This window comes from Chitinophaga sp. 180180018-3, from assembly GCF_037893185.1.
Taxonomy (GTDB): Bacteria; Bacteroidota; Bacteroidia; order Chitinophagales; family Chitinophagaceae; genus Chitinophaga.
Genome location: NZ_CP140772.1, coordinates 7,465,817 through 7,479,502, shown reverse-complemented (window position 1 = coordinate 7,479,502; position 13,686 = coordinate 7,465,817). Strand labels below are relative to the sequence as shown.

Here is a 13,686-nt window from a genome sequence, read left to right as displayed (position 1 = left end):
CTATCCTGCCCGCAAATAAACCATAAATACACTTTTGCGTTTATATTAAGTAATTTACTATCGTAATACATCATAGTGACAGAACCAGCTGAAACAGGAGAAAAAAAGGGCCGCCGCCGCTGGTGGCGATGGATTTTATGGCCAATTGTTGCGGTGCTCTTTCTGCCCGTAATACTTGTTTTATTACTCCAACTGAGCGGTGTCCAGAGCTACCTGAGAGATCAGGGGGAAAGTTATCTCAGAAAAAAACTACATACCAAAGTACAGATTGGATATCTCCGTGTCAGATGGTGGCAATACCTGGAGCTTCGTAATGTGTATGTTGCCGATACCTCCAACCAGGCGCTCTTTTATACCGGTTCTCTCAAAGTACATTACAACCTGCTCTCACTGATCGGCAATGAACTGAAAATAGACAAACTGGAGTGGGATAGCCTCATTGTAAATGCCTACCGGCATCCAACCGATTCCGTTTTTAACTATCAGTTTATTATCAACGCTTTTGTAAGTCCTGCTACCACGCCGGATACTATTTCTCCCGCTACGGGCACTACCATGCAGTTCCGCCTGAAAGATATTTCCCTCCGCCATGTCAGGGTAAGCTACCTGGATGCTCCAGGCGGTATGAACGCGGTGCTGGCCTGGGATAATCTTTTTGTTGATCCGGACGACCTGCTGATAGATGACGGTGTATACGCATTCCGCGGCATTAAACTCGATGGGTTGCGGGGCTTTTTCCGTCAACAATATATACCGCGTATACCCGCTGCGGCAGCCCCTCCGCCACCACCCGCCGATACCAACAGCCCCTCGCTGCACCTGCTGCTAAAAAAACTACAGCTCAACAATTCAAGCTTCCAATATGCTGATGAAGGCTCCGGTATTTCCACCACCTGGCGGATTGGCTCCCTGCTGCTACGCAACAGCAACCTGGATCAGGATTCTACCCGCATACAGGTGGGCGACCTTTCCATCAATAACACCACCGGTGTTGTGATGATGTTGCCGGCAAAAGATACCATTCCCGCCATCCCAAAAGATACCACTCCGAATACCTGGCAGGTATTCGCCAACCTGGTAAATCTGGACCACATCGCCTTGCGCTACGACAATGGTCCGGCTCCCAAAGCCGCCGGCCCTGATCCCGACTACAATCACCTGCTGCTGACCAGCTTCGCCAGCAAAATCGCTAACCTCCGATATAAACCAGACAGTACTGCCGTTCATATTAAGTCGCTTACTGCCAGCGAGCGATCTGGGTTTGCCATCAGGAAAGCAAATATGGATGTGCTTTTTACACCGCATATGCTGGCCCTCAAAAACTTCTTGCTACAAACAAATAAAAGTACATTCCGAAAACAGATTATCGTTACAGTTCCCTCCTGGTCCGGCATTGCCGATAACCTGGATCAGCTCGGACTGGATGCCAGCCTCGACTCTGTTCATGTTGCACTGGGAGAGTGGCTGCCCTTTGTTCCGGATGCCAGGAAAAACAAATCATTTGCCCCGCTCTGGGATAAGGAACTAACGCTGTCGGCTATACTGAAAGGAACACTGGGTACGCTCAATATCAAACAACTGTATCTTAATGACCATAACGGCAACATCATAAAAGCCGACGAAAGCCAGGTACAGCATGCCACCGATCCTAATCAGTTCAGCGCCAATCTGCCAAATCTCTACATACAAACCGGCAATAAACCGCTGCGGGCCTGGCTACCAGCGGGAACTTTACCGGATACCCCCCGGATACCGGAAGATATGCTTATCACCGGGATGTTCCGCGGTGATATGAAAGACCTTGTCACTCAACTGCAGTTAAAAAGCGAATATGTCCAGGCCAATCTGGATGCACATCTCGTCAATATCACCGACAGTATACGCAGTAGCTATACCATCAGCATACCATACTTCCGTGCCAACCCTGGCGCTATGCTGTATGATACTACGCTTGGCTGGGTGGCCGGAAAACTGATGGCTAACGGTCAGGGGTATACGCTAAAACAGATGACAGCTAAAGCTGCCGTACAGCTGGATGAAGCACATTATAATGCCTACACCTACCATGATGTAAACATCATTGCCGGCATTAACAGAGGAGATTTTCATGTACAGGGAGAAAGCGCAGATACCAGCATCAACGCCAACTTTGATATCAGCGGCCAGCTGCCCGACAGTACCATCAGGAACCTTAAAGTAAACATGGACCTGGCCAAAGCAGACCTGTTTGCCACCCACTGGTATTCAGAGCCAATGTCGCTGAAAGGGAACTTCGTTGCAGATTTCAGTACCATTGCGCCAGAACAGATCAGCGGAAATGCCTTTCTCACCAACTGCAAAATTACAACGAGGGAGAAGGAGTTTCCGCTTGATAGCATCTCGCTCACCGCAAGCTATAGCGACCAGCAATATATAACATTACTAAGTCCCCTTGGCTCGCTGAATGCCAGCGGCCAGATGAATTATACAAAGATTGGTACTGCTTTCAGCAATATTATCAATAAGCCGTTGATGCCGGAAGATTCATCCCGGGTGGTAAGTGTTCCCGGCGGACAAATATTACGCTGGAATGCTTCTTTATTATGGCCGAAAAGCCTGCAGGCACTGTTCCCCGCGCTCCGGATGGACGTGCCACTGGTTACCTCCGGCAGGTTGAACAGCGACAGCAGCCTGCTCCTGGTGAATGCGGCCGTTGCCCGAATCAGTTACGACTCCCTGCAAATAGACAGTCTGCGGATGTTTACACGCATCAGAGATACTTCCATACAATCGTACGTGTCGCTCGCCCGTATGCATCATCCGTCGTTCCCGCTGCAGCACACCCTGCTGAAAGCCAATGCCAGCACAGGAGTGGTTGATTTCGATCTCCTGCTGGACGATGAAAACCGGCAGGCTAAATACAAACTGGGTGGCCTGTTTTCCTTCCTGAAAGACAACGTAATGCAGCTCTCGCTGAAACCCGGACTGCTGTTGAATAAACAAACCTGGACCGTTGCCGGCAATAATGTGTTGCGCATCAGGAACGGGGCTCCGGATACCGCCAATATCAAAATTTCACATGGCGATCAGGCAATACAGGTGTCCACCCGGCCCGATTCCAGCTCAGTACCCGCGTTGCTGGCCAATATCAGCAACTTCAAATTATCGACCATCACCGGCCTGCTGGCTACCGATACCCTGCTGGCAAACGGTATCCTCAATGCCGACGCCACCGTACATAACTGGAACCAGTCTCCGCTCGTTCATGCAGTGCTGAAAGTAGACAGCCTTGTGGTAAGGAACAAGCACATGGGCACCCTCAACGCCAGCGTTGATAATAGCTCACCCGATCAATATAAACTCCTTGCCGGACTGGAAGGATATGGAAATGATATTAAGGTAGATGGTACTTACGACAGCACCATCAATGCCCTGCTCAACATCAACCACCTCAATATGGGAGTGATGGAGCCGTTTACAATGGGTAGCCTGTCTAATATGTCGGGAAGCGCCGACGGCCAGTTCAATATTTCAGGGACCACTTCAGCCCCTCGCGTTACTGGTAATCTGCATTTCAACAAAGCAGCTGCCATGGTCAACATGATTGGCAGTACCCTGCACTTGCCCGATGAAAATATTGTGATCGACGAAAAAGGTATTCAGCTGAACAACCTTGTCATCGCCGACAGTCTTAATAACGAACTGGTAGTGAACGGCCGCATCAACTCTAAGGACTTCACCAACTACCGTTTCAACCTGGACGTAACCGCCAATAATTTCATGGCACTCGGCAAGCAACAAAACCCCGATCAGTGGGTTTATGGGCCGGCATTCATCGATAGCAAAATAAAAGTACGTGGTACCCTCGATCTCCCGAGAATCGACGCTGCCGTGAAACTACGCGATAAATCCAGCGTCACCATGATACTTCCGCAGGACGAGCCAAGCCTTGCCAACAGGGAAGGTATCGTGGAATTCGTGGATATGTCCAAACCGGTAGACTCTGCGCTGCTGGCCCGGCAAGACAGCCTGAAATATAAAACCACCCGCCTGAAAGGGATGTTCCTCTCCGGAAACCTCGACATCACGCCGGAATCTGTTATCAAGATTGTCATTGATGCACAGAACGGGGACTATGTACAGGCAAAGGGAACGGCCAGTATTAATGCAACACTGGATCCCAGTAGTAAACTCAGTCTGACAGGACGTTACGAAATTTCCGAAGGGAAATATGAAATGTCGCTTAATCAACTGATCAAACGCTCCTTTGATATCGAGAAAGGAAGCTTTATTTCCTTCAACGGGGATGCCACCTCCGCCGACCTCGATATTACCGCCAAATACACGGTGAATGCGCCAGCCTACGACCTTGTGGCTGGTCAGATACAAGGCAAGCCTGCTGACCAACAGAATATGTACAAACAGCGCATGCCATTTCTTGTTTACCTGATGATCAAAGGCAGCCTGCTGAAACCCGATATCAGCTTCCGTCTTGATTTGCCGGAAAAAGACAGGAACACGCTAAACGGTACCCCTTATAATCGCCTGAAACAAATCAACCAGAGCACATCTGAATTGAATAAACAGGTAATGGGGCTACTGGTGCTGAACACCTTTGTCCCCGACGATCCGATGAGCACACTGAGCGGCGGAACCGGAGGCGGGGTAGGGCAGGCAGCCAAAAACAGTGTTAGTAAAATCCTCTCTCAGCAACTCAACAACCTCGCCGGAAACCTGATCAAAGGAGTGGACCTGAATTTTGATCTTCAGAATAAAGAAGATTACTCTTCCGGTTCTGCACAGGAAAGCACCAATCTGAATATCGGAGCATCCAAGCAACTGTTCAATGATCGTTTATCCGTTTCCGTTGGCTCCAATATCATGCTGCAGGGGAATCAGCAAAATGCCAGCTCTCTGATAGGCGATATTTCAGTAGAATACAAACTTACCAGGGATGGTCGCTACAGAATCAGGGTATATCAACGTAATGATGGCCAGATGGTGATTCAGGGCCAGGTGGTAGAAACCGGCGTTGCCTTCGCTTTGGTGATGGACTATGATGAATTCCGGGAAATTCTGCAACGTTCCAAATCAGATAAGAAGAAAGACCGGTTACGTGATAATAAGAAGACAAATAAAAATTCAGCAACACCTGATGCGAAGAGCAAATAACTATATCATCATAAACACTATCATACTCTGCCTGGTATACCTGGCGATCAGCTCCTGCAGTACTACCCGTACTGTTCCGGAGGGCGACCGGTTATATACAGGTAGTGAGGTGAAATGGATCAACGATACTGTTACCAGAAAGAAACCCAAAGACTACAGCTCGCTCGTTGAAGGACTTAACAAAAAGATCCGGCCTAACCGGAACAGGAAATTCCTGGGCATGCCCATTAAGCTATGGCTGTATAATATGGGCAAAGAGCCCAGAGGAAAAGGCCTTAACTACCTCCTGAGAAAAAAATGGGGAGAGCCTCCGGTGTTACTGAGCCAGGCAAAACCCGACTATACTTCTAAAATCCTCCAGGGCTCACTGATAGACCATGGATACTTTCAATCGGAAGTAACTGCTGCTGTAAAAAAAACCGGCCGTAAAAAAGCCGCTGTTATTTACACCGCCACCCCCAATCATCGCTATACGATCAAAAGCGTTACCTATATTACCGATAGCAGCGCCATTGGTAAATCCGTTCTGGCCACCAGAGATGAAAGCTCCCTGATAGAAGGAGAGCCCTATTCCCTTGATTCCATAACGGCCGAACGGGAACGTATACACGCAGTTCTGAAAGAACAGGGATATTACTACTTCACACCAGATTACCTGCTTGTACAGGCCGATAGTAATAAGATGGGTAAGGTGAATTTGTATGTGAAGATAAAAGACAATACGCCTTTGCTCGCACTACGGCCTTACAGAATGCACGACATCTCGCTTTTCCCAGACTATTCATTGGATAACGACTCTGCATCAACACTCGGTACACCGGTAATGTACAAGGGTATTTACATCATTGATTCTGTAAAACGATTTAAGCGCAGTGCTTTCGACCGGTCCGTTTTTCTCCGGCCGGACAGCCTTTACCGCCTGAGCTCCCACAACATCACCTTACAAAGGCTGATCAATCTTGGGGTATTTAAATTTGTCAAAGGTCAGTTTTCGCCGGTGAGGGATACTTCCGTTCACAATATCGTGGGAACCAGCCCCAGCCAGCTGCCCACCAGCAAAACGCCGGGCAGGAATGGGCGCGACAGCCTGCAAACCGTCAATTACCGCGCAATGGTAAATAACAGCCTCTCTCTCGATAGTGGATGGCTGGACGCCAAATTTTATCTTACTCCCTATAAACGTCGTTCATTACAAACAGAGTTACGAGGCACCTCCAAATCCAACGGGTTTATTGGTTCTGAAGTGAAAATAACGGCCAAGAACCGCAACTGGCTCCATTCAGCATCATTGCTGGAGATAGGCCTGAGTGGAGGAATGGAATGGCAAACAGGTAATAACAGCGCCGGAGGAAGTAATTCATATTCCCTCGGAGCTGAAGTGGCCGTTACCTTTCCCCGGTTCCTGACGCCGTTCCGTGGACTTAATATCCGAACACCTTATGTGCCCAAGACCCGTATCAGCGCCAGTTATGAACTATACAGCCGGGCCGACATGTATAACCTGAACGCATATACGCTGCAGCTGCAGTATCTGTGGCAAAAAACACAATACCTCAGCCACATCTTTGCTCCGGTAGCAGTTACTTATGTATTGCCGACCAGAACAACTTCCAAATACGACAGCATACTGCTGAACGATCCAAGCCAAAGAGCTGCTATAGAAAAACAATTCATCCTGGGTGGTAACTACACCATCACCTACAACAATCAGCACCCCAATCGTATACATAGCTTCTATCTCAGTGGTAACATCGATATATCCGGTAATCTGGCCGGATTGTTCGTTCCTAAAAATGATACCGGACAACGTACCATACTCGGCAATTCCTTCGCTCAATACGAAAAGCTTACGCTCGAAGGCCGCCACTATTGGAAAATAGGCAATGGCAAACAATGGGTTAACCGCCTGTTGCTGGGATATGGTTTGCCTTATGGCAACTCTGCCACGCTGCCATTCGTAAAACAGTTCTTCACCGGTGGAAGCAGCAGTATCAGGGCCTTCAGGGCTCGTACGCTGGGCCCCGGTTCTTACCATAATAAAGCAGTGGATACTTCCGCCCTGCTGGCTAACGAAGCCGGTGACATTAAACTGGAATTCAATTCAGAACTGCGCATACACGTTGCAAGCGTATTTAACGTTGCAGCTTTCGTTGATGCAGGTAATATCTGGCTTCAAAAAGATGTTCCCGACAAACCCGGCAGCAAATTCAAGTTCAACACTTTTTATAAAGATATCGCCGTAGGCGCGGGTCTCGGTCTTCGAATAGATGCCTCAATAGTGGTAGTACGACTGGATCTGGCCACACCATTGCGCATACCCTATCTTCCTGACAACGAAAAATGGGTCATCAACAAAATCAATTTCGGCGATCCTGATTGGCGAAAGAAGAACCTGATCCTGAATATTGCGATCGGATACCCGTTCTAGCGAATCAGACACTGTTCTTCTACAATGCGTCTTTCAGATGTTTATAATTCGATTTAACGGCATCAAACACATCCTCATAACGCCCGCTGAGAATTAATTTGCTCATCCAGAGGGCGAAACCTTTCATTTGTGAAAACTCTATTTTGGGAGGCATTGCCAGTGATTCAGGATTAGTGAAGATGTTTACCAATACCGGACCTTTCGTTTGCGCAACCTTTTGTAAAATATCTGTTACATCGTCCGGCTGATGTACCGTAAAGGTCGTGAACCCCATCGCAACTGCTACCGCTGCGAAATCTGGATTAACCATATCTGTTTGCCAGTCCGGTATACCCGCAACTTCCATTTCCAGTTTCACCATTCCCAATGCCCTGTTATTAAACACGATCACTTTTACCGGCAGATTATATTGTCGTATGGTCATCAGATCTCCGAGCAACATAGTTAATCCTCCATCTCCGCACAAGGCGTATACCTCCCTGCCCGGTTGAGCCAGTGCGGCGCCTATTGCCTGAGGCATGGCATTGGCCATAGATCCATGATTAAAAGAACCCAGGAGAGAACGCTTTCCTGTCGCCACCAGATAACGGGCGGTCCACACATTCGTCATCCCGGTATCTACGGTAAAAATTGCATTGTTGGAAGCAACCTGGTTAAGGGTGGTTGCCACAAATTCCGGGCTGATGGCATCCGTTTTACCTTTGTCATTCACATATGTCTGCATTTTCTGCTGCACTTCTTTGTAAAACTCCACCATCGCATCGAGAAACTCCCTGTCTGTATGCGTTTTTAATTTCGGCAACAGGGCATCCAGTGTGTCCCTGATATCCCCGCACAGGCCCATTTCAAGGGTGGCCCGGCGGCCCAGCAGTTCGGGCCTTATATCTATCTGAACAATCTTCGCTTTTTCCGGTATGAAAGGGGTATAGGGGAAATCTGTTCCGAGTAGGAGCAATACATCAGCCTCGTGCATGCTTTTATAGGCGGATGCCAGGCCCAGTAGGCCAGTCATTCCCACTTCATTCGGATTATGATGCTGTATACCCATCTTCGCGCGAAACGAATAAGCAACCGGTGCTTTCAATTTTTCGGCAAGCGCCACTACCTGATCATGCCCTTCCGATGCACCAACACCACAATAAATAGCCCTCTTTCCGGCGCCGTTTAGCAGCTCTGCCAGCTGATCCAGCTCTTTTTCAGACGGACGGATAATTGGCCGGGGAGCATAGGTTTTCGTGGCAGTTGGTATTTCTTTCGCTTCCTGGGCTGCCACATCTCCGGGTAACCCGAAAACCGCCACACCATGTTTATTCAACGCATGCTGAAGGGCTGCCTGTAACATACGGGGCGCCTGCTCAGCGGTTGCTGCAATCTGATTATAATGACTACAATCATCGAACAACTTGATGGTATTTGTTTCCTGGAAATAATTGCTGCCAAATTCACTGGTAGCACAGGTAGATGCTATAGCCAGCACAGATGCTCCCGAACGATGTGCATCATACAGGCCATTGATAAGATGTACGTGGCCCGGACCGCTGCTCCCCGCACAACAGGCCAGTCCATTCAACTGTGCCTCTGCCCCGGCCGCAAATGCCCCTACCTCTTCATGTCTTACATGAATCCATTGTATGCTGCCTTCCCGGCGAACAGCATCATTCAAATGGTTTAAACTATCGCCGGTAACGGCATAAATTCGCTTAATACCAGCCGCAACCAGCATTTCCACGATCTGATCTGCTACTAATTTTGCCATAAAATATTTTTTCTGCTCGTAGATTGATTAAAACATCTGCCTCATCTACATTGTTCAGCAATATATATACTTACCTTTGTGCAGGATCAATAACGTATATCATGTACTTACTCCCTGATGATTCAATCCTCCACCCGAAGCCTGGTAGCATTCATTATACCGACTCTTATTCAACTGCAATCCTCTCCACTCATCCGGTAACAATCGAACAAACTGGCTCTGCTTTTTTATCTTCAGCTCCTCGCTGGGTGGAGCAGATGCTGCTTTTCAGGGACAACCTCGTTCGCTTATTTGGCCTTAAAGTATCCCAACCCACATCCCGGAAACAAATGCAGATCGCCCCGGGAGAAAAGGCCGGCCCCTTTATTATCCTTGATAAAAACAAGAAAGAACTGATCCTTGGGCAGGATGATAAACATCTTAACTTCTGGGTTTCCCTTTATCTGCAATCCTCCGAAAATACCCCACAACTGTTGTTATGCACTACCCTTGTTCACTACAACAATATATGGGGGAGGCTCTACTTCTTCTTTGTTAAGCCTTTTCATCGCCTGATTGTTCCTTCTTTAATCAAAAACGTTGTTCATCAATTGAATACCAATGTCCGATGAACATATTAAAAAATGTGCTATTTTTATATCTCTAATCTAAATCGCTATCCGTAATGACACCTCTTCAAGCGTCCATCCGTGGTTGTTTTGCACCGTTGCTGTTCTTACTGATGGCAACTACCTCTTCCTGCAGCCGCAAAATCATGGAAACAGGTAAAGCCTCCTATTATGCCGACTCCTTTGATGGTAGAAAAACTGCCAGCGGCGAGGTTTTCCGTCAACGCCGGCTCACTGCAGCCCACAGATCATTGCCCTTCGGCACCAAAGTCACCGTCACCAATGTTTCAAACGGAAGAAGTGTGAAAGTTCGTATCAACGATAGGGGACCATTTGTTACCGGGCGCATTATAGATCTTTCACACCGGGCTGCTGCCAAACTAGGTATGCTCAATACCGGCGTGGCTAATGTTGAAGTGAAATACAAGAAAAGTAAAAAACGGAAATAACCTCATTTCCCGGATCCCTGGCGCCTTTTAAGACATTCTCATTCGATTGTAATATTTTAATCCTGCAATTGCTTTTGGTAAGAGATGCTGCTTTATTTGTTCCCATACAATTAATGAACAATGAATAAACGATTTCTCCTATCGGCGCTGCTGCTATACGCTACTGCTGGCAGCACTTTTGCTCAATCTCCTGCGGTGGAACTTCCCGGTTTCACTGCTTATGCAGACCCTGCAGAGGAAAATGTAAACATCAACGAAAAAGAAGGTGTTACTAACTGGACCAGTAATAGTAACACGGTTAACTTCTATTTCCACGCAGCCAGCACCGGGCCGCTGAAAGTATCATTGGTTGCCAGATCTGATGCCGGAAGCAGTATTTCACTTACAGTGAACGGAACAGAAAAAACAATTAGCATTCCTAACAATAATGAATTTACAACGATCCCGGTTTTACAAACCAATATAAAAAACCCAGGGTTTTATTGTATCTCACTGAAAGGAGTAGAAAAGAAAGGAAGTGTTTATGCAGATGTCAAAGGCATAGACCTTTCCGGCGCCGCGGTAAAAGACATACAGTTCAACCCCAAACCCTGGCGCCGTGCGGCCTCCGTACATCTTAACTACCCTGTGCCGGATGGCAAAAATGTAGAATGGTTTTATGGTGAAATTAAAGTGCCGGCGGGAGAAGATAAAATAGGCACTTACTTCATGTCGTGCGGCTTTCACAGAGGCTATTTCGGAATGCAGGTAAATTCCTCTGTTGAAAGAAGAATCATCTTTTCTGTGTGGGATGCCGGCGGAGAACCGGAAGAACGCAGCAAAGTGAAATATGAAGATCAGGTGGTACTCCTTGCAAAAGGCGACAGCGTTTATGCCAGCGGCTTTGGCGGAGAAGGAACCGGAGGCCACAGCCATTGGATATATCCCTGGAAAGCAGGAGAAACCTATCATTTCCTGATGCACAGCGTTCCTACCGGCACTACCACCACATATACGGCGTATTTCTATGTTCCCGAACACCGGGAGTGGAAGCTGATCGCCAGTTTCAGAGCACCGAAAGATGGAAAATATATGGGACATCTTTACTCTTTTCTGGAAAACTTTTCGTTTGAAAATGGTCATCTCAGCCGTAAAGGCTACTTTGGTAACCATTGGATAAAAACCAATACCGGAGAATGGATTGAGTTAACCAAAGCCAGATTCTCCAACGACGCCACCGCCAAAGCAAAAGACCGTATCGACTATGGGGGAGGAGCAGAAAACGGGTGGTTCTATTTATGGAACAGTGGCTTCAAACCAGCTAATGCACAATATGGGGATATTTTCGAAAGACCGGCCACCGGCACGCCCCCGGTAATCGATCTTCCTAAATTCTGATCTCCGCTTTTAAAAATTTTTATAGGCTTATTATTTTCCGTTGCTACCCGCAGGTTAATAATAAGCCTTTTTAATATTTCATTCTTTAGTCCATATGTCCTATGGGATAATAGTTGCGAATTTATTTCTCACATCACGCGATCTTTCTCTACGACTCGGAGAAATATTAAACATCCATAAATATTCCGCTGGAAAATTGACAGAACCTCTATTTATTTTAAATTCGGTGATGAATCCTCGTAATATCAGTTAATTATGGCATTGAAAAACAAACTTCCTATCCCCGATGTAGTGCAGGTACTAAATCCGTTTAAGGTGAGGAAGCAGCGTATCATGAACTTTAATCCGGCGGAAGGGGTTTCTCTACGCAAACCAGCGGATAATACAAGGATCACTGTTTTTGACTATAACAGCACTTCGTGTACAGAACTGGTTCTGGAAAAGATAGAAGACACCTATAAATATCTTGAGTCACCTCAACTTTGCTGGATTAATATCGACGGGCTACGGAAAGACGAAGTACACGCCATCTGTGAAAACTTCCTGATTCACCCATTGATTGAAGAAGACATTTTGAGCATCGGACAACGGGCAAAAATGGACGAAATCAACGACCGCCTCTTTTGCCTGCTTCCCATGATCTACTTTAACAATGAAACCTCCGCGGTTGACCTGGAACAGGTAAGTATCGTGCTCGGAAAAAATTTCGTGATTTCCTTCCAGGAAGATCCGGTAAGAGATGTATTTGATCCCATCCGCACCAAACTAACGCTTAAAGGATCCAGGATCCGCAATGGTGGAGCAGATTATCTCTGTTATGCCTTGCTCGATGTAATCGTTGATAACTATTTTATCGTGATGGATAAACTGGGAGAGCGGATTGAAATGATGGAAGACATTGTGCAACACCAACCTAATACCCGCACACTGGCCAGAATCAACTTTCTGAGGCGACAAGTCTTTTTATTCAAGCGTGCCATCTCACCTGTGCGTGAGCTGGTAAATGGTTATCTGAAAAGCGACAGCGATTTTCTGGAAGATAATGTGAGAAAATATTACAAAGATGTTCATGACCACATTATTCAATGTAACGATCTGGCAGATAACTACCGCGACATGGTGCTAAACCTCCAGGAGATGTACCATACCCAGCTCAATCTGAAGTTGAATGAGATTATGAAAGTACTGGCCGTGGTAACTACGCTAATGGCACCGCCCACATTGCTGGCCGGTATCTATGGCATGAACTTTCACAATATGCCCGAACTGGATTCCCCTAACGGATATTACTACACCCTGGGAGGAATGGGTATATTGCTACTCCTGATGGTCTTTGTTTTCAGGAAAAGAGGCTGGTTTTAGCTTTTTTTCTTATAGACAGGTACTGTAGAACAGGGTTCTCCGTACATGATACTTTTTACAACCGGACGCAGTAACCTGGTGATCTCCGCATAGGCAATTTCTCCCACACGCTTGTCGCCACACCCTTTTATCACAATTCTCTTATCTGCAAACGTGCTTACATCAATCTTGCTCAACTCCTGCAGGTAAAGGGTTTTGTGTATAAAATCGGCATCTCCTGCAGCCGCATAAGCCGCCAATGGCTCCAGATAGGTCATTACCAGCATATATGCCCACAACGGTATTACTGCATCAACACTACATACGAGACCCACATTCTTTCCACGGTATTGCTCCCAGTCGTGCGCTTGAAGGGCAGCTCTAAAATCCTTTTCTTTCAGGATCAGCCCCATGAACAGAAAGTCTTTCAGGTCAAAAACAACTATTTCTCCCTGTGGAAAGTAATTCTCTAAGTCGATGGTTTCCAATCCACTCTGCGCTATTTTATTAACGATTTCGTCCATTTTCTCACATTTAGAAATACAAATTTACGAATAAGTCAATAACAGGTAAAAC

Annotated in this window: 8 protein-coding genes; 6 read left to right on the top strand and 2 right to left on the bottom strand. The window is 46.9% G+C overall.

Going from position 1 to position 13,686, the window contains the following annotated elements; all coding sequences use genetic code 11:
* Positions 1–75: 75 nt before the first annotated feature.
* Complete coding sequence (locus tag UNH61_RS29545; RefSeq protein WP_326995617.1) at positions 76–5,151, top strand: translocation/assembly module TamB domain-containing protein; 5,076 nt, start codon at positions 76–78, stop codon at positions 5,149–5,151.
* The gene (locus UNH61_RS29540; protein WP_326995616.1) at positions 5,135–7,579 is read left to right on the top strand and encodes a BamA/TamA family outer membrane protein; all 2,445 of its coding nucleotides are present in this window, start codon (positions 5,135–5,137) and stop codon (positions 7,577–7,579) included. Before UNH61_RS29545 ends, UNH61_RS29540 begins: the two co-directional genes overlap by 17 nt.
* A gap of 19 nt (positions 7,580–7,598) precedes the next feature.
* Here UNH61_RS29540 and UNH61_RS29535 read toward each other — a convergent pair whose 3' ends face one another.
* Complete coding sequence (locus tag UNH61_RS29535) at positions 7,599–9,335, bottom strand: thiamine pyrophosphate-dependent enzyme (protein ID WP_326995615.1); 1,737 nt, start codon at positions 9,333–9,335, stop codon at positions 7,599–7,601.
* Positions 9,336–9,436: 101 nt separating this feature from the next.
* Here UNH61_RS29535 and UNH61_RS29530 point away from each other — a divergent pair, with 101 nt between their 5' ends.
* The 4 genes from UNH61_RS29530 (at position 9,437) to corA (ending at position 13,131) form a co-directional block, all read left to right on the top strand.
* Positions 9,437–9,946, top strand: coding sequence for a DUF2867 domain-containing protein (locus UNH61_RS29530; protein ID WP_326995614.1), 510 nt, complete (start codon positions 9,437–9,439; stop codon positions 9,944–9,946).
* Positions 9,947–9,999: 53 nt separating this feature from the next.
* Complete coding sequence (locus UNH61_RS29525; protein ID WP_326995613.1) at positions 10,000–10,392, top strand: septal ring lytic transglycosylase RlpA family protein; 393 nt, start codon at positions 10,000–10,002, stop codon at positions 10,390–10,392.
* Between the two features lie 120 nt (positions 10,393–10,512).
* A complete protein-coding gene (locus tag UNH61_RS29520) occupies positions 10,513–11,769 on the top strand; it encodes a DUF3472 domain-containing protein (protein WP_326995612.1) in 1,257 nt (418 codons plus the stop codon).
* A gap of 255 nt (positions 11,770–12,024) precedes the next feature.
* Complete coding sequence (corA, locus tag UNH61_RS29515) at positions 12,025–13,131, top strand: magnesium/cobalt transporter CorA (protein WP_326995611.1); 1,107 nt, start codon at positions 12,025–12,027, stop codon at positions 13,129–13,131.
* Here the strand turns inward: corA and UNH61_RS29510 are convergent.
* Complete coding sequence (locus UNH61_RS29510; protein WP_326995610.1) at positions 13,128–13,634, bottom strand: DUF2480 family protein; 507 nt, start codon at positions 13,632–13,634, stop codon at positions 13,128–13,130. The two genes, corA and UNH61_RS29510, sit on opposite strands and share 4 nt — an antisense overlap.
* Between the last annotated feature and the right edge of the window lie 52 nt (positions 13,635–13,686).

Coding starts and splice junctions, on each gene's coding strand:
- UNH61_RS29540 (WP_326995616.1), top strand. CDS start 5,135: ATGCGAAGAGCAAATAACTATATCATCATAAACACTATCATACTCTGC.
- UNH61_RS29535 (WP_326995615.1), bottom strand. CDS start 9,335: ATGGCAAAATTAGTAGCAGATCAGATCGTGGAAATGCTGGTTGCGGCT.
- UNH61_RS29530 (WP_326995614.1), top strand. CDS start 9,437: ATGTACTTACTCCCTGATGATTCAATCCTCCACCCGAAGCCTGGTAGC.
- UNH61_RS29525 (WP_326995613.1), top strand. CDS start 10,000: ATGACACCTCTTCAAGCGTCCATCCGTGGTTGTTTTGCACCGTTGCTG.
- UNH61_RS29520 (WP_326995612.1), top strand. CDS start 10,513: ATGAATAAACGATTTCTCCTATCGGCGCTGCTGCTATACGCTACTGCT.
- corA (WP_326995611.1), top strand. CDS start 12,025: ATGGCATTGAAAAACAAACTTCCTATCCCCGATGTAGTGCAGGTACTA.
- UNH61_RS29510 (WP_326995610.1), bottom strand. CDS start 13,634: ATGGACGAAATCGTTAATAAAATAGCGCAGAGTGGATTGGAAACCATC.